Origin of the sequence: Ulvibacterium sp. (assembly GCF_965228935.1) — a bacterium.
Lineage (GTDB): Bacteria > Bacteroidota > Bacteroidia > Flavobacteriales > Flavobacteriaceae > Ulvibacterium.
Genome location: NZ_OZ245846.1, coordinates 2,975,676 through 2,999,725, shown reverse-complemented (window position 1 = coordinate 2,999,725; position 24,050 = coordinate 2,975,676). Strand labels below are relative to the sequence as shown.

The window sequence follows — 24,050 nt, the reverse complement described above, 5'->3', positions numbered from 1 at the left end:
TTTCATAACACAATTTTTAAAAAGCAATTTCCACACCTAAAATTAAGGTTGTTGGCACGGGTATAGCACTGTCATCCACTCCATTTGAAAAAAGGGCGTCGTTTGGATTGCTGACACGACCCTGTACTTCTGGATTATAACCGGTATACCCCGTAAAGGTCAATAGATTTTGGGCCTGTGCATATAACCTTAACTTAGAAAAAGGACTATCCCTTAATTCCGGGAAAGTATACCCTAAAGTTACAAATTGCAACCGTACAAAATCCCCATTTTCAACCCAGCGGTCAGAAAGAACAGCGTTTGCTTGTCTTGCCTCTCGAGCTCCCGTCTCTGGGTTAATCCCAAATGTTCGGGGAATAGTTGTATTCGTATTGGTCGGTGTCCAAGCATTGAGCACCTGCGTACCCATATTGAACAGGCGGGTCATACCTTCGGTGTAATAACGGTTAGAATGTAGAATTTCAAAACCAAAAGAACCCTGCCAGTTCATGGCCAAGTCAAAGTTTTTATAGGACATATTGGTGTTAAGACCTACGGTGAAATCAGGCAAATAATGGCCAATATTCACACGGTCTTCGCCGGTAACCACACCATCACCATTGATATCTTGATAGCGAATATCACCAGGGCCTACATCTATCCCTTGCCGTGTGGCGTTGGGGTCTCCGGTTATTTGCGCTGCCCTGGCGTTATCGGCATCAACCTCTGCCTGGGTCTGGTAAATACCATCGGTTCGTAGCCCAAAATAATGTCCAATAGGTTCGCCCACTGCTGCCCTGGTCTGAGGGGCGCCTGTATTTTGAAAATTTTGCCCAAAGATAGTGGCACTTTCATCGGCACCTAATGAAGTCACTTCATTCTCAATAATTGAGGCAACCGCGTTAACCGACCATTTAAATTCATGACCTTGTTCGGTGTAACCCATGGAAAAGTCCCAACCTGAATTTTCGACCGAACCGACATTTGCCAACGGGTTATTGTCCACACCTGCGGAATTGGGCAGGGGCACTCGAATAATCAAATCATCCGCCGTGTTCTGGAAGTACTCCCCACTAAAAAAAAGCTTTCCCCCAAAAAATTCGGCATCAAGGCCTACATTGAATTTCTCCACTTCTTCCCATTGCAGTCCTCTGTTAAAAAGCTCGTTTTGGGTCAGTCCGGTAACCACGGTACCATCGCCTAAATTGTAGTCAAGGTTGGCGACGACGGTGGGATCCCAGGTATATACTCCGGTAGCGGTGTTTCCATTAATACCCCAGCTACCCCTCACTTTCAAATTGGAAACGGTCTCTCGTAACCCATCGAAGAAACCTTCTTCGGAAATCGTCCATCCCGCTGATAAGGAGGGAAATATACCGACATTATCATCAGGTGAAAAAACCGACGATTGGTCACGACGAATAGAGCCTCCAAGTAAGTATTTACCTTTATAATCATAATTGAATCTACCGAACCACGATATGATACCCGACTCTTCGATCACTACCTCGGCACGCTGGTTCTCCACTGGTGAGTTGGCCGGGTTGCGTATATTCTCATTGGTCAAGGTGGTCGCTTCGGCTTCCACTTCTTCCCTATTAAAGGTTTGTATCTCATACCCCGCCAACAAATCGATATTATGGTCACCTATATCTTTATTATAGTTCAAAGTGGCAGTGGCAATTGGGGAAACAAAGGTTATTTGCCTTCTTAAGAATTCAGGATTTGGATTTTGATTGAACCCAACCTCACCTGCATTATACGTAGGCACATAGCGTTGTTGCTGGATAAAAGCATTTTCGGCCGACACTTGCAATTTGGCATTCAAACCGTCGAAAATTTCGTATTGCCCAAAGGCGGTAACCAGTACCTTGGACGATGTTTCTTCGTCATCGATCAAAACTTCGCGCAGTACGGGTTGAAAAGGGTCGGCCCCATCAGCATTATCGGAGGCTCGAAACCCACCCGGTCTGCTAGCATCCCGAACCGGTATGTAGGGCATCATTTGTAACGCCCGACGAACCGAGATCCCTTCACCTTCGGGTTCATTTAGACTATTGCGGGACAAAATTATAGATGAACCCAATTTAAATTTACCCAAGTTTGCCTGGATGTTCGCATTGAAGTTAATTCGTTTGAAATAACTATTCACAATGACACCGTCTTGCTCAAAATACCCCCCTCCAAGATTGTAAATCACGTTATCAGTACCCCCAGAAAAGCCCAATGTATACTCTTGAATGGCCCCTTCAGGCATGACAGCATCTTGCCAATTGGTTTCAACGCCACGAAACTCCTCGCTTGGGGAACCTATGCGAAAATCCTGAGCGGCGAAATCATAGTCATCGAATCTAGACGGTTCAACAATAAAATCGTCTAATGTAAAATTAATATATTGATTGGTATTCAAAAGATCGTAGCGTCTGCTTTCCGGAACTTTCTGAACGCCATAATACGATTTAAACGTCAATTGGCCGGGGCCTTGTCTACCCTTTTTTGTGGTAACCAAAATAACCCCGTTCGCACCACGGGAACCATAAATGGCAGTACTTGCCGCATCCTTCAATACCGTTATGTCCTCAATGTTATCGGGTGCCACATCGTTCAAACCACCTTGACCGACAGGTATACCATCGATTACAAAGAGTGGATCACTGTTCAACACTGACCCTAACCCCCTAATACGGACGGTTGGGTTGGCACCCGGCACACCGCTTTGCACCACATTAACCCCGCTCACCCTACCTTGCAATGCCTGCTCAGCTCGAACCACCGGCAACTCCGCAATTTCTTCACCTCCTAAATTTGATACCGCAGTGGTTACCTTTCTTCTACTTTGTGTACCATAAGCCACGACAACGACTTCGTCCAATTGAGAAGTGCTGGGCTGTAGGGTCACGTTGATAGTCGCTTGACCGTTTACCGGAATTTCCTGGGATTCATAACCTATGTACGATACTAAAAGAGTGGCATCATTGGACACCTCTAAGGTATAATTCCCATCAAAATCGGTTTGGGTACCATTGGTGGTTCCCATTTCCACAATGCTGGCCCCTGGCAAGGGAACTCCGCTTTCATCGATAACCGTTCCGGTTACCACTAATTCCTGGAAATCTTCCACCAAACCGTCCCAAGCATCAACGGGTGTGGCCAACCCATAAGCGGATACGGTACCAAGACAAAACAATAGGACCATTGTTAGGCCCTGGTTTAAAAGGTAGGTCTCCTTTGAACAAAGGGATGGCCTGCCGAAACTTAGTTTGACATTCTTCATGTGTATTTGTTTAGTTTGTTTGCTAAAAACTCCACAAACCAAAAAATAAGAGCTTGTGAAATCTTTTGTTCTACTTTGATCTGTTTGATTCGCTTAAAAAGATTAAACGTTTAAGCAATACCATATAAAGTGTTTCAAATATATGTTTAAACGTTTAAATAAAAAAATTAAAATTATGGAATTGTTGTTTTTTTGCCTTAAGATTGCTAAATCGACAAAGAGAAGAAACTTTTAATCCCTAAACTTTAACATCCAAATACACAAAAAATTTAATGTGCTCTGTACGTAAATGACGTTTGATCAAGAATGGAAGGGGAAGCTAATGTATCAACACCCAAAAATCGTACTTTAAACGCTGTGATATAAAATCGGAACAAAATGAAAAGTTTATTGGTATTAGCCTTCATATTGACTCAAGTTTCTTGTCAGCATCAAGTTTCGGAAAAAGAGGATATCGCGGCCATCCGTACTCTTTTGGAGACACAGGCAAAATCCTGGTCCAACCATAATATCGAAGGTTTTATGGAAGGATATCTAAAATCGGACTCCATAGCCTATTTTGGGAGCAGCGGTATGCGATATGGCCATCAAGCCATGTTAGACAGTTATAAGGAAAGGTATCCAACAAAAGCCCATACCGGAACACTTAATTTTACGCTTCATGATATTTCAAGGATTAGCGACGATGCCTATTGGGTGATGGGCGAATATCATTTGACCCGGGAAGTTGGGGATGCCAATGGCACCTTTATGATCGTTCTTAAACGTATCAACGGGGAGTGGAAGATTATTGGTGATTCCTCCTGCTAATCGGAATTGGGAATCAGTTGAATTTTCGATCGGGGGCAAAGGGTGTAAGATCCATATCCGGTCTTACATCATCTATTAGTTGTTGTACAAATTTACCCGTGGCCGGTCCCAAACTCCATCCCATCATGGCATGGCCGGTGGCAATAATGAGATTGGAAAAGTCTTTGAACTTTCCTATATAGGGCAGTCCATCTGGGGAAACAGGCCGTAATCCCGTTTTGGCTTCACTTTTTTCTCCAGTCGTAATTTCAAGTTCCGGATAAAACCGATGTGCCCCTCTGGCAATGGCCTCTACCCTCTCCTTACGAATAATCTGGTTTATCCCGGAAAACTCCATGGTCCCCGCAAATCGGGTAAATCCACGCATTGGGCTAACGGCCATTTTGGCTTCCATAAGGATGGCAGGCAAAGTAATTCCCGTATCCCTGGACACGTTTATACTGTATCCCTTACCCGCCTGTAGCGGCAATTTGGTTCCCAGTTTTTTGGCAAGCCTACCACTCCACGACCCTGCAGCCAAAATGATCTCATCAGCCTCATACAAGTCTTTCGAGGTCTGTACTTTGGTTATTTTGTCTCCCTCTATGGTTAGGTCCCGTACCTCTTCATTAATTTTGAACTTTATACCAACACGCTTTAGATATGCCACCATTTTAGGCATGAACTCATTAGGGGTGGTATGGCCATCGCATTCATAATAAATCGCTCCTTTGGCATTGATCTTTACCTTGGGTTGAAGTCGCTCAAGGCCCGAAGAATCCACTTCGGAAATCTCCAGCCCAAGTTGTTCGGCTTTCTTTGCAACGACGAGTTCATGCTCCTGTGCTGCCTTTGTTTGGTAAAGCATTAATAGTCCTTGGCGTTCCAGCTGAAAATCACCCAAGTCTCCTGAAGTCTTGATATCCTGAAAAAGTTCCCTACTCAAAAGATTGATTTCCTTAATGACCGGAATGGCCTTTTCCACTTTGGCCTTGGTCGAAGACCTGTGGAAATACCAGGACCATTTTAAGAAATCCAGGTCCAGACGTGGTTTGATGTACAAAGGGCTGGAAGAATCCATCATCCATTTCAATCCCTGCGTTAGAACGCCTGGTGCCGCCAACGGGATAATGTGACTAGGAGTTAAATACCCTGCATTTACAAAGGAAGCTCCAGAACTGATATCGGATTTATCGATTACCGTAACCTCATGGCCCGACTTGCTTAAAAAATAGGCGGAGCTTAATCCGATTATACCGCCTCCAATAATAATGACTTCTTTTCCCATATCAAATTACCTGAAACCCATGGGCATAGGGATCATCCTCATCTATGGTTATGGTATTGTATCCATAAATCCTCGCCCATCCCTTTATACTGGGTACAATTGCAATTTCTCCCGATAATGTTGTCTCTTTCTCTACCCTTCCCTCAAATTTGGATCCTATAAAGCTCTCATGAACAAATGTGTCCCCAACGGACAGCTTTCCTTTGGCATGCCATTGGGCCATCCGTGCCGAAGTGCCTGTTCCACAGGGTGATCGGTCAATGGCCTTATCCCCATAAAATACGGCGTTGCGAGTGGTAGCATCTGGTGATAAGGTATCTCCCGACCACATGACGTGACTTACATCCCTAATTGTATCGTCTTCCGGATGAATGAACCGATCAGGATATTTAAGATTGATTTTCTCACGGATTTCCTGACTAAACCGAATCAATTCACTGGCCGAAAAATCCTGTAGACCCGAAAAATTGGATTGGATATCAAAAATGGCATAAAAGTTACCCCCATACGCTACATCAAATGTCAGCTCTCCCAATGAACTGCAGGTTACCGTAAGTTCCGAAGCTGACAGATAGGATTTAACATTGGTGAGTTTTACCCATTCCACTTTGGTATCCTTTAGCCCGTATTCAACTTCAACCAGACCTGCCGGAGTTTCCAAACGTATTTGGCCGGGAACTTTTGGTGTAACAATACCTTCCTGGATTGCTATGGTGATGCTACCGATGGTACCGTGCCCACACATAGGTAAGCAGCCGCTCGTTTCAATAAAAAGAATGCCCAAATCATTGGTGGTATTCGTAGGTGGATATAGGATGCTTCCACTCATCATATCATGGCCTCGAGGCTCGAACATGAGACCTCTTCGAATCCAGTCATATTCATCCATGAAATGCTGTCTCTTTTCGGCCATATTTGAACCCTTTAGTTCCGGACCCCCGGTCTTGACCAATCTCACCGGATTTCCACAGGTATGCGCATCGATACAGTCAAATTTATATACGGACATATTGGAACAAGTAAAAATTAATCGGACTATCCAACCGAGGAGGTGGTACAACCCCTTAATTTAATCGCTAGTTAAAAAAGATTCCTACTAAACCGTCAAATTTTTGAAGTGGTGTATCTTCCATCCACCAAACGCATGATACCCAAAGGGTTTTTATCCTTTAAGGCATCCGGTAAGGCTTTTTGCGGCCAGTTCTGATATGAAACAGGTCTTACCCAACGCTCAATTGCCGAGGTCCCCACCGAGGTAAAACGGCTATCCGTACTTGCCGGAAAGGGTCCTCCATGCTGCATTGAAGGACATACTTCAACACCAGTGGGCACTCCATTAAAAATTAAGCGCCCTACCCTATTCTTTAGAGCTTCTGCAATAGTGTGGTAATTTTCCAACTCCTCCTCAGTACCCAAAATAGTCCCTGTCAATTGACCTTCCAATTGATCGATCACTTTCTCTAATTCATTCGTATTCTCGCATTGGACCAGAACGGAGAACGGTCCAAAAACCTCCTGATGCAATTTGGGGTTGGCCATAAAATCCGAACCATCTACCTTCAATATCCGCTGCTTTCCATAATTGGGCGGTGCTTCCGTATCAAACGAAGCCACAACCTGTGTTTTGGACTGGGAGGTGAGTTCTTCTTTTCCTTTTTCGTATCCTTTATAAATATTGGGATGGAGCATACACCCCGGTTCAATACTTTCTATCTCCTTGCCCAAAATGGAAACAAACTCGTCCAATTCCTTACCCTTAATACCCAGGATCAATCCCGGATTGGTGCAAAATTGCCCAGCTCCCAAGGTAATGGAGCCCGCATAACTTTTTGCCCAATGTCCACCGTTTTCCTGTAATGCCCGTGGCAATACAACGACAGGATTAATGCTACCCATTTCTGCAAAAACCGGGATAGGTTCCTTGCGCTCATTGGCCAATCGGTACAGTGCAGTTCCACCTCGGATACTCCCCGTAAAACCAACACCTTTAACATCAGGGTGCATGACCAGCTTTTGGCCCACTTCGATTCCTCTGCTGTTCAGGTTGGAAAAGACACCATCCGGTATTCCTGTACGTTCAACTGCACGGATAATGGCCGAGGACACCAGTTCTCCCGTACCCGAGTGCATGGGGTGACTTTTTACAATGACCGGGCACCCAGCTGCCAACGCACTGGCCGTATCCCCACCGGCCGTTGAAAAGGCCAACGGAAAATTACTGGATCCAAAAACAACGATAGGCCCCATGGGAACCAACATTTTTCGAATATCCGTTTTAGGCAAAGGCTGACGCTCCGGCTGTGCCGTATCTATGGTAGCACCTACCCAGGAACCTTCTTTCAACAAGTCGGCAAAGGCCCGCAATTGGCCCATGGTACGGCCCCGCTCACCTTTTGCGCGACCTTCGGGAAGTCCCGATTCCTGCATGTAGGTCTGTATCAATTCATCACCAAGAGCTTCGATTTCCTCTGCAATCGCGGTTAGAAAATCTGCTTTTTTTTCTCCCGATATATTTTTATAAACTCTAAAAGCGGATCGTGCCTTCTCTGCTGCAGCATTGATTTCCTCGTCTGTAGCTTCGTGAAAATTCCATTCAGTCGGTATGTTCAATTTTGGGTCGAACGTGCTATAGGTAGTGCCCCCTTTAGCCGAAAGCTCGTTACCCACATAATTTTTGCCCGTTATCATGAATAATTATTTTTTGATTATTTCTGTAAACGATTTTTGCAGTCCGTCGAAGATAAAAAACAAACACTAAAAGGAAGTGTATTGTCTAGAATTTATCCAAAGGAAGAATTATTTGAGGAATTTGGCCAGCGACCTATAATCCGGTAATTCCGGTCGTGTGCGTATTCCTTCATCTATAATCCGGAGAACGCGATCCCGTTCCTGTCCTTCCAATTTTAGTCTTGGGGCCCTTACATGTTCGGTACCGATACCCGTGGCCACTTCCGCCAACTTAATGTTCTGTACCAATTGGGGGCTAATGTCCAGCTCCAAAAGTGGAAGGAACCAACGATATATTTCAGTGGCCTCCTTGATCTTACCCGCCTTGGCCAATTCGTAAATGGCTACGGTCTCCGAAGGGAAGGCACATACCAATCCGGCTACCCATCCATCCGCACCTAGCAAGAGGCTTTCCAAGGCCAGCGGATCCACACCCGTAAGAATTTTTAAACGCTCTCCAAATCTATTGCGCAACCTACCGATATTAATAATATCCCGTGTGGATTCCTTTACCGCTCCGATATTTTTAAGCTCCAATAACTCCTCGAACATATCACAGGTCACCTCAATCTTATAATCGACCGGGTTATTATATATCATGATAGGCAAGCCGCTATTTTGGGCCACTTCCTTAAAATAGACTACAGTTTCGCGGTCCGTGGCCTTATAACGCATAGGCGGCAGCACCATTAGGCCATCCGCTCCATGCCTTTCCGCATCTTGAGCTGCTGTTATGGCCGCCTTGGTCGCCTGCTCCGCTATGGTCATCACTACCGGTATGCTACCGGAAACGGTCTGCAGGGTCTCCTTTATCAAAACCTCCTTTTCATCCTCAACAAGTGTGCTGGCTTCTCCCAAAGATCCTCCCAAAACAATGCCGTGGACACCAGCGTCCATTTGTGCTTCGATGTTCTTGTTTAACATTTTTAAGTCCAGTTTATCGTCTTCCGTGAATTTAGTGGTTATCGCAGGCATCACGCCCTCCCAATGTACTTTCATGATTATACTATGTTGGAATTTATGGGAAAACTAATTCTTACCTGAAAGATACGCAAGGAAACCAGGGTTCAAAAATGAAATATTTACATCTTTCCCTTGATAATGGTACAAAGCCAGTTTTATTATCTGGCTTCTACTGATACTTTTTTGGAAGGAGGATGCGGCACAAATCCGCTTTAGTATGGTCATTGGAGACGCGAAGGGACGTCAAGTGAAATCAAGATTTTTGATTCAATTTCTGTTTACCCTAAAGGTTATCCGCCTGTTGGTAATTACGTTGGTAGGCGGTATAAGGTTGACCTGTACGTCCACGGATGGATTGTCCGTTGTAGTATTGGAATCCGTCTGATCCTGGGTATTTGTTATGGTGTTGGTATAGGTCATGGAGGAAAGATGAATATTGGTGATGTATGCCCTGGCTACAAGGGTCATGGTAACCACTTCGCCTCCTATCATTGTGCCTATGTTCCAATTAGGATAACTAAAAGATCCCTTTGATACCGTAGCGGAAACAAAATCCAACCCGTTAGGCAATATGTCCGTAATCTGAAGATTTGTCAACGGATCAAACCCTAAACTCTCGACCGTTATATCAAAGGACACCGAATCGCCATCATTGACTACCAAATCCGTAGTTGACTTGTTCAAAACAATATCGGGGTCACAATAATACACTTGGATCGCGTTGGAGTCATAACTACAGGAACCTTTGGTAACCCTAAGAAAATATTCCCCAGCGGTGGTGGCCAAATAGGTGGCTGATGTAGCCCCTGGAATCAAAACACCATTGCCATACCATTGATAGGCATCAAAGACTTCCCCTCCGGAGACCTCCAAAGTAGAGCCTGGTAAACAATTGCTTCCACTTATCTGAAGATTTACATTAGGCAAGGTATCAAAGCCTGAGAAATAACCCGCCAATCCCCTTGCACCATTAAAACCGAAAAAACCCACTGCAATAGGGCCCGAAGATTGAACGCTTACATCTCCGGTCAAATTAGGGACATAGAAAGTCTTCCAATCGGAAGTGCCAGCAACCGCATTCGATGAAGGCAGGGTAACGGTACCATTACCATCGGTAACGGTAATATTGCTATCGGGTGTTGTTGTCGACGCGATTATGGTAACACCACCGGAAACGTTTATACCTGCCGCATCCCTGATATTGGGAATATTGTCCATGGTGTCCGGCAGAAGGCAATTTACCGGTGCCACAAAATTCAGCCCTTGGGTATACACCTGGCTTGAACCCGCCATACATTGGTAGGCATAAACATCTTCTGAGGTCTGCACATACATGTTGGCCCCTACCGAATTGGATGAATAGTTACTGCTAGGTATCTCCAAATAGTCACCATTGTTAATGGTGGCTATAGGTGTGGCCGATCCGTTTACATAGATTTCCGTATTATCTTGTGTAGCAATGATCAATGGAAATTCAGTCTCTCCGCCTGATCCCCCATTTCCCCGAACAAAAACATAATCCCTACCGAGACTATTCTCGGGTACAGGTTGATCAATCCCGGCATCCCGGTTACTTGCCCCCGCTTGTCGCCCATAATTCAATGAGCCATTGCTGATAACAATATCCTTGTCCGAAACAATCGAAGCCCCTATCCAACCATCCTCATGGGCCGGAGTCGGGGAATTACCGATATAGGTTTCAAATACAAAGGATTCATTGGCATCCAAAACAATCTGATAGGTATCCGCGGTAATTCCGGCAACGTTGGATCCGACCCGAAATTCACACCCGGGATCATATCCAAAGACATCGATCGTAGTATTGTTCTCGGTGGCCATGATACCCAAAGTATTGGATTTTGAAACATGACTTCCCAGATTGGGAACGCCGCCCCATTTGAAGCTCGTGCCCAAGGCGGCCCTTCCCTTGGAGGTCAACGAAGCTGCTTGTGAATTTGACCTCCCCCTATAGTTTACATAGAAGTTGTTGCCTCCAGGAGCTTCAAAACGCAACCCGCTATTGGTCAATACTATACCCGTATTGGTATTGTTTACCAAGGTTACGTTGTTATCACCATTCGCAAGATTGTATGTAGCGGGACTCGTGTTGGAAATCGAAAAGGAAGTAACCGGCGTAGCATTGGTCCCTTGATATACATTGACTGTAAATGAAGTGGTCTCAGGCGTAGACAGGTAAACAGCCTGCTGCTGAATTGCACCATTGTTCTGACCTTGTTTGAGTGGGGGTAAATAATGTAAATCACTAAGTTGCCCATAGGACATGAACCCTACCAACCCAAAAAGAAGAAAAAGATGTTTCTTTTGAAACCACATCCGGAAAAACAGACATTTTAGTTTTAACGATACAGGGTGAAACTACCTACGAACTCGCGCTCATCCTCAATACCATTAAGTTTAATTATATACCAGTAGTCCCCCGTAGGCAAACCATTAAATTTATATTGTCCATCCCAACTGTCTTGATTGCCCTCAAATTGAAAAATAGTTCTTCCGTAGCGATCGAATATCTTTATGAAAATATTGGGATACTGTTCTATGTTTCTTGGAGCCCAGTAATCATTGTTTCCATCTCCATCCGGAGTAAAGAAATTTGGAATTTCAATATCTATGAATTCCATAAAGATTTCCTGAGTGATACTACATCCGTTCTCATCAGTTACGGTTACCGTATAGGTACCGGTCTCCCGAATATAGTATTCGTGATCCGTTGTAGCGGGTTCATCATTGAATATAAAGGTATAATTCCCTGATCCACCCAGTGCCTCGGCACTTATTTGGTTAATATCGCCTTCGCTCAGTTGCAATTCCAATGGGTCAAAAATGGTAATTTCGAACGGAAAGGTTGTGGAACATCCATTACTGTGGACTACGGTTATGACATGAGATCCACCAGCCAGGTTTTCAAAACTGGGTTCCAATTGCATTTCCTGAGGGTCATCAGTATCCAGGCCATAAAGTATGTCATTGGAAACATTTGAATCCTCAAAAACGATCTGCACGGAATTCGAGGTAGCCCCTTGAGGATCGCATTCGTATTGAACCATTGCCTCACCGGCCAGGTTAACACCGCTCTGTATTTGGAATACCTCGGTAATTTCACATCCATTGGCATCCCTGATGAAAAGGATATGATTTCCACTAGGGAGTCCGTTATAATCCAATATATCTTGGGCAAAGTCCGTATCCTCATTGCTGTTTAGACTTGTAGAATAAGGTGCCGTTCCTCCAGTGATTTGTAATGTAATAGCTCCATCATTGCTCTGATAACATATCTCATCGGACACGGTATAGGTGGCGGCCAAGGCATCAGGTGGGGTCAATGAAAACTCCACAAGTTCAAAACAACCCTTCCCGTCCTGAACAATTATGGTATAATCCCCTGGAGCCAGTTCATCAAAACTATTCTCATCGTCAAACTGGTTTAGGTTCGGTGAAATTGCAAATTGATATGCTCCGCTCCCTCCCGAAACGTTCAAGACTATGCTTCCATCATTCGCATCGGCACAGCTAATTTCGGAGATAATAGGATCCACTACCAACAATTCAGGTTCCGCTATGGGTACTATTTGTGAAATTGCCTCACAATCCCCACTTTGAACCCGTATGTAATAGTTGCCTGTAGATAGGTCTGTAAACAGTCCGTTAGGTTGGTTAGGTAAAATTTCGGTATTCAAATCGGCATCGAAAAGGGCATACTCATAGTTGCCCAGTCCGCCGTTGGCCTCGGCATGGATAGCGGCAGTGTTTTCACCATTACAATTTATGCTAGCGGCAGATGTATCCAAGGAAACCGAAAGGTCTTCAATAGAATCTATCGAAACTTCGTTGGATATTATGGAAACACAGTTAAAACTATCCTTAATATAATATTGGTAATCAATACCGGATGCGACGTTAACGAATAGATGTGTGCCTGCTCCCTGGGCATTGTTCATAGAATTAAAGTTGCTATTGTCCTCGCTCCATTCGTAAGGTCCTGTTCCTCCTGAAGCTACCAAAAGTAGCTCTGCATCCAATTGACAGCTTGGGGCCTGATTGGTGAACAGTTGTGCCTCCACATCGGTGGGATCCTCTATTTCAACAATCGGGCTTGTTTCAAAAGTACAGCCCATATCATCGGTGACCAAAATACTGTAAAAACCTGCTCCTAAATTCATAAAGGCAGGGTTGTCTTGGGAGACCGAGGTACTAAGCAACGTACTGCCAGTGTTATCACTATAGGTATTCAACACATATCTATAATTGGTAGTTACATTTCTCGGATCAAGGCTTACGGATACGGATGCATCCGTATCCCCTTGACAGATCAAAGTGGTATTTGAAACGGTACCGGTAATAGGATTTGGCAATACCAAATTAAAGGCATGACTGAACACCCGATTACAGGTGAGCGCATCGGTAATGCTTACATCATAATCCCCCGCACTCAATCCCTGGAAAAGGTGGCTGCTTACTGATGTTGCCGTGGTAGTTATTCCACTACCCACATGGGTCAGCTCTATCGTATAAGGTCCTTCTCCTCCTTCAGGGGCAATTAAGGCACTACCCTGATTAGTGCCACAACCTACACCGGTTAAATCAATAGATCCCGTGGTAATCAGTGCAGGCGGCGTTGTAATATTGAACGATCGTACCTGGCTACATTCCGGAAAGGCATCCTGCACTACTTCGGCCAAATAATTTCCTGCGGGTACTGCGATAGCTCCGGTCGGGCCTAGATTTGCCGAATTTCCATGGGCAATGGCCGGGCCGTCATCGGAACGATCGGACGGAGTGCCATTGGTGTCAAAAATACGCCATGAGAATCCACCTCCATACGTAGCATCGACCAAGGTAAGTCGGATACTGCCATCGGTTCCAAAGCATACGACATCCGAAAGCTTTTCCACAATGATGTCGAAAGTGTTTGGCTCCTCAACAACATGGTCTACAATCATTTCGCAACCTGTTGTGATGTTTCGAACTGCAAAGGTATGGATCCCAGCCTGCAGCTCGGTAAATATATTTTGATTAATGGCATCCTGGGTGTAAGTCCCAGCTGAGAGTACTGTAAATTGGTAATTTCCCAGATTGGCGGTACTATTGGTTACACTTCCCATAACATCGATACGGATTTCTTCTCCTGTGTTCGTACAGCTAACATCTTGACTGACATGTATCGTGGGCATGGCCATTTCATCAAAAGGAGCTATTGTTGCGTTTGTGCTTCCTACACAGCCATTTTCATCATAGACATTTATGAGATAGTTGCCCCCTGCAAAATCGGTTTCAATCCAAGTGGGGTTCGTACCGTCCTGAACCGGATGTCCATCACGTATGAATACATATCGCACATAATTGCCGGATCCACCGTTGGCCCCTGCAAAGGTGAGGCTTGCATTTTCGGAGGTGTTGCCTGAAGAACATCCATATTCAACCGGAGTAATGGTATTTATGGTAATGGCATCCGGTTCAGAAATTATTTGTGTTGTCTCATCGAAACAACCATTGGGAGAGGTTACCCTAATAGTGTAGTCGATACCGGGACCTGTAGCCTCAAGGTTTTGAAAGGTAACAGTACTGCCTCCATTAGGTGCACTAATGGGGAAGGTACTTATGACGGCTCCTGTTCCCGAAACAATTTCAATAGTATGTGTACCGGCCACCAAGTTGGTAGCGGTAACCGTTAGGGTACCATCGTTTGCACCGTTACAGGTAGCATCGGTAAAGGCATATACCGAAATGCTGGGTACTATGGCCGGATCCACCAAGATAGGGAATGATCGGGAACATTCCGGCCCGTCGACCCCAATGTCATAGATATGTACCGTATATGTGTCCGAGGTCGATACCGGAATAGTTGTTGGGTGGACGGTCAGGGCCTGTCTTGTGACCAAGGTGCTTGAAGTACCTACTATTTCGTATTCATAATTTCCCGAACCACTGGTGGCTTCCACCGAGATTTCGGCTTCATTGCCAACACCACAGCCCAAATTTTGGGTCAAACTGGCATTGGCCTGTAGGCTGGGATATACGGTCACGGTATCCGTATCACTACAACCATTACTGTCCAAAATAGTTGCCGTATAGGTACCTAAAGGCACATTGGTGAACAGACCATTGCTATTGCTGTCCGTGTAACCTGCTCCATTATCTATGGTATAGTGAATGGGTGCCGCTGAAAACGAGGTGACCGTAATATTGGCCTGGGGACCACAATTATCAACTTCAATACCGTGTATGTCTGGATTAGGCGAGAGGTTCAAGTTTACACTGCCCAATGGCGTTGAACAGCCATACTGGTCCGTTACCGAAACCGTATAGGATCCTGAAGGTGAATTTGCCGGAATTTCTATCGGGTTGTCCAATGTACCCGCAATCGGTGTAAATGGAGCGGGACCCGAAACATCGTAATAATAGGTGCCTCCCCCACCCGAAATATCGGGGATTTCTATCAATCCTGGACGGTCACAACTAATACCCTGCAACATTCCGGGAGTTCCTGTAATTGCATCCAACTCTTCCAACAATTCGTTTTCGGAAGCACTTACACAACTGGAAACAGCGCCATCCATTTTCGTAACTTCTATGTAATAATTGCCTGTTCCCAGAGAATTGAAAGTCAAGGTATGGGGGGCGGAAAACGGAACATTGCCACCACTGTCACTAACCAATACCGGGGTTCCGGAGGATATATCATAAAATGACCATTGCATTTCCGAGCCCGGTGAAGCGATATTCTCAACAATGGTATAGGTAATGCTACCGTTAGTACTTCCGTTACATGAAGGTGTAATCGAGGAGGTGATTCCCAAAGGTTGGGTTATCAAATCATTTACGTTTACGGTACTCTGTCTCGTGCAGGTGTTGTTGTCCTGAACATAAAATACATAGGTCCTACCCGGAACCAATCCCAACCATTCATACCTACCATGTCCGGCCGGAACCGTGCTACCGTCTTTATGTGTACTTTCCCCTGGAAACCAGGTAGCAGTATTGGGATCAAAATTAGCAGGGTCATCACTAAATGCATATTGGTAAGGCGCCACACCTTGAGAGCCTTGTACAACTACCTGGAGCTCATTACAGTTCACTACCAAAGCAGATAGGGTAATGTCAAGATTATCCAATGGATATGGGATGATAAATTGAGGTAAATCGGTTTGACAGATCGTGTTTCCAGAACCATCGACCGTCCTTAGGGATGGATGGACGATTTGGCCCGAGATATATCCCCTGAACTGATCGGAGGACTGCCAGGTTGCACCCGCATCATCACTAAATTCAACGGTACCTATCGTAGCTGGATAGCCGGTTACATCAAATCCAAAATCCGTTGCTGGACCTCCGCAATTAACAGGGGTGGCCCCCGTAATCGTAGCCGTCAGCTCATCTGGGTTGTTCAAGGTCACTGGCGTATCGGTCACAAGACAACCGTACGTATCAGTAACGGAAATTGTATAGTCACCAGGCATTAAATTGTAAAATGTATAGGTGTTGGCCAGAACATCATTTACAATTTGATCGGAAGCCCCACCATTGTCCAGATCAACAATTTCGACAGTGAAAGGTGCATCTCCAGCTGTAATAGAAATGTCTATCGAACCCATACCATCATGGCACTCAGGGTCGGTCGGAGTAGTTGTAAATGCCAGAGCCGGAGCATTGCCCACGGTTACCGTCTCCATGTATTGACAATACGGGTCAGGTGTGCCGGCTCCATTATTGTCCCTCACATAAACATCGTAATCACCGGCGGTAGCATTGGTTACCGTAAAGGTATGGGACGGGCCAAAATCAGAATCCGCCACGGTAGATCCCGTTGGTAAAAATGCATACACATAATTGCCATCCCCTCCGGTGGGAGTAACTGTAATATTGCCATCCGCGCAATCGGTAACATCAACAGCGTCTACTTGAGCCAATAGAGCGGGATCTATGATATCAGGAGTCGCTGCATTTGAAGCAGAACAACCATAGGTGTCGAACACCTCAATAGTATAGGTACCATCCGCCAAATTGGTAAAGGTGTATTCGGTAGGAGTCGCTAAGGATGGACTCATTGGTGCGCCTCCATTAAGGCTAAAGGTGTAATCCCCATTTCCTGAGGTTACCTGAACGGTTACAGTGGCGTTGTTCTGGCCATCATAGCAATGGGTGTAGGATGTTGTGAAAGCCACGGTCTCGGGCGCGGATACCGTAACTGCCTGAGCGGATTGCAGCAGTACTTCGCAACCATTGGTATCCCGTACTCGAACCAAGTAGTCACCATCCGTTATGTTAGGGAATACCGAGCTAGTTTGGTACGATGCCTCAATATTGCCCAAGGTATCCTCAAGTTGATATTCATATCCGGGACTTCCGCCTGTTGCCGAAGCATCCAGTGTTGCTCCAGTATTCAAACAAGTGAACTCGGCGGTTAAGTTTAACGTTGGCATTATAACCGAAGGTTCAATAATAGTGGCCGGGAAATTCACCGAACATGTAGTCTCATTGGCCTTTCTGACCAATACGGTATAATTACCGTCGGCCAAGATAGCTGCCGTGGTAACCGGTGTGGTCAATGAAGTGATCCAATTGGTACCTCCATACAAAGAGTATTCAAAACCTGCCAAGGCATCAAAATTGGAAACCTCAAAACGGATGAAACCATCTGAGGCCCCATTACAACTAGGGTTTGTAACACTCAGTAATTGTGCATCAAACGCTTGGTTCGCTTCCACCAAAACTGCCAGATCTTGGGTTTTTGGACAAACGGAAGGCACTTGAAAGGCTGTGATATCGTCCAAAATTAAATCATTACCATCGTTACTATTAACATTGGTCCTAAAAACAATGTCGATATCGGTATTAGTTCCCGGATCGAAAGTTATGGTACGTTCGTGCCAATCCGTATTATTGGTATTTTTTGGAATCTCCGGAGCTACTTCGCTATAAATTAGGGCGCCCGTATTGTCCAAGATTTCGATCAGTACTTCAGGATTGTTCCCTGCCCCAGAAAGATTCATGAGGTTGTAGGCCCAGAAATTTAGGGTGATTTCTTCATTCGGCAGTACTTCTACATCCCGCCTTGCCCATAAAATATTATTGAGTTGTGGGTTACCCGTATCGGAGAAGGTACTTACGTCTATGGCCAAGAACCTACCGTCCGTTAGGTTTGTGTGATCTTGTGGACTCGTCCAGAAAGGAACGGGATTGGTTATCAAATTAGTGACCGTATATTCTCCATTTACCAGAATTCCGGCAGGGCCCCGATTACAAGTCGTTAATGAACCATCCTGTGGCTCATAACAATAATCGGCTCCAATTTCACCAATCTGAGTAGTTGTTCCCGCGCCAAAATCCTCGAAGAACAAGGTACTTTGGTCTGACGCTATACTGCTAGAATAACCTACCGTTACGGTTTGTGTTCCAGCGGCCACATTGGCAAATACATTATTATCGGAAGGTGTGTTTTCGGTTCCATTTAGGCTATAGGTATAGTCAAAATCCGTAGTGTTCGATGTTGAAATGGTAATGGTTCCCATACCATTGCAATCATAGTCAACGGCATATGACAAGTTGGGATCCGGCACAGGCGACGGAACCGTTAGGTCCATATCAAATGTACATCCTAAGGCATCCCGAACCATCAATTGGTAGGTTCCGGCCGGAAGATTTCTTTCGTTTACCGAACCAAAACTACCACCTCCGTCAAAACTATACTCATAAGGTGCCTGACCACCATTGGCGTTCAAGATCTTGACCGACGCACCACTTGGATTACAAGAAGCATCCTCCACTATGGCCGCCGATGCGGTCAATCGAAACGGTTGATCAATTTCATAATCGGAGCTTACCACGCAACCTGTAGCGCCACTTCCACTGGAATCCATCACGGTGATGGTGTACATGCCTGCGGAAAGGTTTGGAAACGTATCGGCCGTCTGGTAATTGGCCCCGCCATCCAAGCTATACCGGTATGGTGGAGTACCTCCGGTAACCGAAACGGTAAGGGATGCCGTTGAGTCGTCCGCACAGACAATGGCCGAATGTGAAGCCGAAATGGACGGACTATCCAAATATTGCATCGTAACCACATTGGAGAACGCATGACAACCATTATCGTCAAAAACGACGAATTCATAGTCTCCAGCTTCCAAAGGAGCATTGAAGAGAAATGAAGAAGCGGTTTGTACCAAAGCAGGAGGAATATCGGAAAGACTAGGCGGACTTGGGTAAAGATCCGCACCATCCTTGCTCCAAACCGCCATTCTATAATCCGGGTTTGGACTTCCCCCGCTTGGTGTTAGGTTCACTATACCTGGATCGCATGTAATGTTTTCCCGGGTCACGGCAGTCAAGGTCAATTCAGGAATTTCACCAACGGTTATGTTTTGGGTGTCCGTACAGCCATCGACCGTGGTGGTAATCACGATATAGTTTCCTTGATTAACATTGGTAAACGTGTACGTATTGTCGTCAGATACCAGATGACTGTCCACTAAGGTTCCCTGACCTCCATTGCTGCCATCGTCCAGACGAAGTTCATAGCTATACTGTGGCAATACGTTCAGGGCCTGGATCGCTATTGTGCCCAGGGTATTACAATCAGCAGGGGTAGTCGTGATGTTAACTTGATAATCCCGTTCAAGTATACCTATGTCCTCCGTTTCAAAGATACAGGCCCCATCAATTGGGTTCCCGCTAAGAGGATCCAATTGGGTAACCTGGATTTTGTAGGAGCCGCTGGCCGCAATATCAAAATTAGGTCCATTGTTACTGGAAAATGGGACAACGATAGCATTATTTGCGGTATTCACCAATTGGAACCCATATCCCGCGCCAATATTGGTGACCCTTATGTTCCCCGGAGTACTACAAAGAATATCCGAAGCAGTGTGTTGGATATCCAAGGTATTTTTAAACACATTGAAATAAAAACGACTAAAGCAACCGTTTTGATACGTAATGACCACACGATATTCACCACTATCGGTCGCGGTAAAATTGTTTTGGGAGGCCAAATCGGTCCATGCACATCCAAAATTCTTATTGGCACAATCGTCGCCGTTATCCGAACAACTGGTCTCATCCAGTTTTTGCCATGTTATGCTTTGGGCATCGGTTATGCCCAATTGAATCAGAGCCGAGTCGTTTTCGCCACATAGGAATATCTTTGGCAGTAAATCTCCATCCAAGGAACAGGCTACGATCTCACCGTATAGGTCGTTGTCCAAGTCGCTATCAGAGTTAACTTGATTAAAATATGTGATTATCGGGTTGGTCTGTGTTGTACCAAATCGCTCAACGGTAATCAGTTCGGTAAGGTCCGGACAACTTCCGCCAGCCGATTTTTCCACAATGTAATTGCCAATGTCCGTAACCAACAAAGTACTTGGGTCGTTATCGGGATTCCCATCGTTCAAAACGGTATCCGAACCGTCAATTTGCCCATTTCCATTATTGTCGAGTGCCCATGTATACGTTCCGAACCCAGACCCGGCCGTAAGAAGAACATCATTACCGCACAACTGTACGGTCCTGGCCTGACCACAATTGGCCAAGTCATTCAAAATGTTGTTGCTCGCCACTTCTGGAACACTGTTACAAGGAAAGTTCGAAGTACCTAATTCATCGGTAAATAAGGTTGGGTTTAGCGTACCTTGAAAAGTGGAATATGCCAAATTCTCCAACTGTGAAGAACAGGCATCCACAAAATCGGAGCAGTCGGCCGAGATAGTTACCGAAATCCGGATGCTATATTCCGGATCCCCGACCTCAACAAGGTTATCGGGAACTTGAAATTCAATAGTATTTGTGTTGATGTCATAGGTATTGGTAGTACCCGGCGCATTGGATACATCAATGTTATCCAAGGTTACATTATTGGGGAGTATATCCCTAATGACATAATTTGTGGCACTATCATCACCGGTGTTCTGAAATCGGAGTACATATTGAAAGGTCTGTCCAAGATTTACACCTTGTCCATTAATATCATTACCACCAAGATCTTCAGAAGTATTGCCCAGCAAAATCTCGGGGGCAAATACTTTGGTATAGGATGCACCATTTACGGTACCATCATTTGAATCCACAACAGGTGTGCCAGAACCATACTCACCGCCATCGCCACCATCCGCATTGTTATCCTTATAGTATTCGTTTGCATCGCTACAGCCATCATTGTCGCTATCCAAATCCAAGGGATCGGGAAAACCATCGGAATCCGTATCACAACCTGCGGTCAGAAGTACCCCTCTCATGTTGGTTGGGCCTGCTACCGCCTGACCTATGGTAACATTGTTGTTGCCCGATGGATTCCAATTTACAATATTGGCCGGGGTCGTAAGAACCATAGGCTCCAATGGCCCATTGGAAGATCGTGTGCCAAAAAGTTGAAACTGACCTGCTTGATCAATGATCACCCGAAGAAGTGGGCTGCCATGTGTCCCGGTCACGGTCCAAATATCGGGATTGCCATTTTCTCCATAACCCGTACCATCGATGAAATTAGCCGCATTCCCAGAGGTACCGTCCTGAAACTGGATTTCTCCGGCTACATCATTGCCATTGATCTGTAGGTTAAACGAATTGTCTATGCTAAAAACGTCAAGTACCAAATAATTATCAACGGTCATAAGGCCGCTATTGTGGGTATTCCCGTCCGAAATATTGAACAATAGCGTAGCGCACTCTTCCTCGTCGTAGATACCATCATTATCATCATCCAAATCGGTGATATCGTTTACCCCGTCGCTGTCAAAGTCGTTATGAACGGTAAGCAATGCAGTTGGGTGGTCGGGGGTTATATTGGTATCCGTTTGATCCTGGGTATTGGTGACCGTATTGGATAAACTTAATAAGGGAAGTACATCTATCTCGTCGGCCCGCACCTCAAGTTCCAATTCCGCTACTTCACCTCCGTTTAAAGTTCCGATATTCCAAGTGTTGCCACTCCAACTTCCGGAAATGGTAAAAGCATTAACCAAGGTAAGCCCAGTAGGGATGTTATCCGTGATTTGTAGGTTGGTCAAAGGTCCAAGGCCCCAGTTTTGAACCCGAACGGTAAACGTAGCCGTTTCCCCTTCCATAATCTCGGCCTTATCCACGGTTTTCTCCAATACAACATCGGGATCACAATAAAGGGCCTGTATGGGGTTACTGTCATACGTACACGGTCCTTTGGTACCCCTTAAGAAATACTCGCCAGCTCCGGGGGGTGAATAGCTTGGACTATTGGCACCGGGAATAGGCTGTCCATTTTCATACCATTGGAAAGCGTCAAAATTGTTATTGGTTGCCTCATAAATTTCAGATCCTACAAAACAGCCACTGCCCCCTCTAATTGCCAGGGTTACCTCGGGTAGGGTATCAAAGCCTGAAAAGTATCCGGCAACGCCCCTAGCACCATTATAACCAAAGAATCCAACAGCCATGGGTCCTGTGGATTGCACACTCACATTACCGTTAAGATTGGGGATGAAAAAGGTTTTCCAATCTGTAGAACCTGCTACGGGATTAGAGGCAGGCAAGGTTACGGGGCCGTTTCCATCAGTAACCAGAATGTTGGCATCCGGTGTATTTACGGCAGCAACAATGGTGACCCCACCCGTAACATTGAGTCCCGCCATATTTCGAATATCCGGGATATTGTCCATAACATCGGGCAACAAGCAGTTTACCGGGGCAACAAAATTGAGCCCCTGGGTGTATACCTGACTTGCCCCTGCCATACATTGATAGGCATACACATCCTTGGATGTTTGTACCAACATATTGGCTCCAACTGAATTTGATGAATAATTGTTGCTCGGAACCTCAAAGTATTCCCCATTATCAATTGTTGCTATGGGGGTGGTACTTCCGTTGACAAAAATCTGGGTGTTATCCGAAGTAGCAATAAGTAACGGAAACTCCGTCCAACCATTGGTGTTACCATTACCTCGAATAAATACATATTCCTTGCCCAAACGGTTTTCTGGAACAGGTTGATCAATACCCGCATCACGGTTACTGGCACCTACCTGTCTACCGAAGTTTATGGAGCCATTGCTAATAACAATGTCCTTATCCGAAACTATGGAAGCACCGATCCATCCATCCTCATGGGCCTGGGTAGGACTGTTTCCGATATAGGTTTCGAAAACAAAGGATTCGTTGGCATCCAGTGTTATCGTATAGGTGTTGTCCGTAATACCTGCCCTATTATTCCCAACCCTGAATTCACAGCCCGGATCATACCCAAAAACGTTAATCGTAGTATTGTTTTCCGTGGCCATAATACCCAACGTATTGGATTTGGAAGGGTGGGCCCCTCGGTTGGGTACCCCTCCCCATTTAAAGCGGGTTCCCAGGGCCTGTCTTCCTTTTGCGGTCAATGAAGCAGCCTGGGCACTAGAGTTGCCCCTATAATTAACATAAAACCGATTTCCACTTGGGGATTCAAAACGTAGTCCGCTATTGGTAAGCACTACCCCTGTATTGGCATTGTTTACCAAAGTAATATTGTTATCCCCATCGCCCAAGGTCCATACCGCGGGATTTACATTGGAGATGTTGAAAGTAGCTACAGGTGTCGGATTGGTACCCCGATAGGCATTTACAGCAAAGGTCGTTGGTTCCGGAGTTGAAAGATATATGGCCTGGTCCCTGATACCTGCATTATTTTGACCTTGCTTTAACGGAGGCAAATAATGAAGATCACTCAGCTGAGCAGTTATAAAATTGCAAGCAAAAAGCAGTAAAAATAGGAAGCCCCTTTTTAACAAGTTCATATGATACCGGCCTAATTGATGAACCATGGGCACTATAATTAGAGTTGTTACCAACAAAGAAAATAGCTTTGGCAATCAAAAGCAGATATTTGTTGTTAACTGCAATGGAAGGGTGGTGAGGTCTACGGCATTTGTTGTTTCTGCTTTATGGACGAATCATCGATTGAGAAGCCAAATTCGTCCTAAGGGCAAATAATACGTTTAAAGGAAAGCATTAGATCCAGGATATGCATCCAACATCATCTATCGTATTTAAATCTAGGAGAGGACT

Annotated in this window: 8 protein-coding genes; 1 reads left to right on the top strand and 7 read right to left on the bottom strand. The window is 45.3% G+C overall.

Features of this window, described 5'->3' with window-relative positions:
- Positions 1-16: 16 nt before the first annotated feature.
- Complete coding sequence (locus tag ACO06Y_RS12660; protein WP_422079342.1) at positions 17-3,253, bottom strand: SusC/RagA family TonB-linked outer membrane protein; 3,237 nt, start codon at positions 3,251-3,253, stop codon at positions 17-19.
- 378 nt (positions 3,254-3,631) lie between these two features.
- Here ACO06Y_RS12660 and ACO06Y_RS12655 point away from each other — a divergent pair, with 378 nt between their 5' ends.
- On the top strand, positions 3,632-4,063 hold the full coding sequence (locus ACO06Y_RS12655) for a YybH family protein (RefSeq protein WP_422079341.1): 432 nt from the start codon (positions 3,632-3,634) through the stop codon (positions 4,061-4,063).
- A gap of 13 nt (positions 4,064-4,076) precedes the next feature.
- On the opposite strand, the gene ACO06Y_RS12650 is transcribed toward ACO06Y_RS12655, so the two are convergent.
- The 6 genes from ACO06Y_RS12650 to ACO06Y_RS12625 form a co-directional block, all read right to left on the bottom strand.
- A complete protein-coding gene (locus ACO06Y_RS12650; RefSeq protein ID WP_422079339.1) occupies positions 4,077-5,330 on the bottom strand; it encodes an NAD(P)/FAD-dependent oxidoreductase in 1,254 nt (417 codons plus the stop codon).
- Position 5,331: 1 nt separating this feature from the next.
- Positions 5,332-6,339 (bottom strand): 4-hydroxyproline epimerase, encoded by a 1,008-nt coding sequence (locus ACO06Y_RS12645; RefSeq protein WP_422079337.1) that lies wholly within the window; start codon positions 6,337-6,339, stop codon positions 5,332-5,334.
- A 95-nt stretch (positions 6,340-6,434) separates the two neighbouring features.
- Positions 6,435-8,018 carry an aldehyde dehydrogenase (NADP(+)) gene (locus ACO06Y_RS12640; RefSeq protein WP_422079336.1) on the bottom strand — a complete coding sequence of 528 codons (1,584 nt, stop codon included), beginning with the start codon at positions 8,016-8,018 and terminating at the stop codon, positions 6,435-6,437.
- A gap of 108 nt (positions 8,019-8,126) precedes the next feature.
- Entirely contained in the window at positions 8,127-9,056 is a 930-nt protein-coding gene (locus ACO06Y_RS12635; protein ID WP_422079335.1) for a dihydrodipicolinate synthase family protein, read from the bottom strand.
- 231 nt (positions 9,057-9,287) lie between these two features.
- Positions 9,288-11,354 carry a DUF11 domain-containing protein gene (locus ACO06Y_RS12630; RefSeq protein ID WP_422079334.1) on the bottom strand — a complete coding sequence of 689 codons (2,067 nt, stop codon included), beginning with the start codon at positions 11,352-11,354 and terminating at the stop codon, positions 9,288-9,290.
- A gap of 23 nt (positions 11,355-11,377) precedes the next feature.
- Positions 11,378-23,806, bottom strand: coding sequence for a T9SS type B sorting domain-containing protein (locus ACO06Y_RS12625; protein WP_422079333.1), 12,429 nt, complete (start codon positions 23,804-23,806; stop codon positions 11,378-11,380).
- Positions 23,807-24,050: the final 244 nt, after the last annotated feature.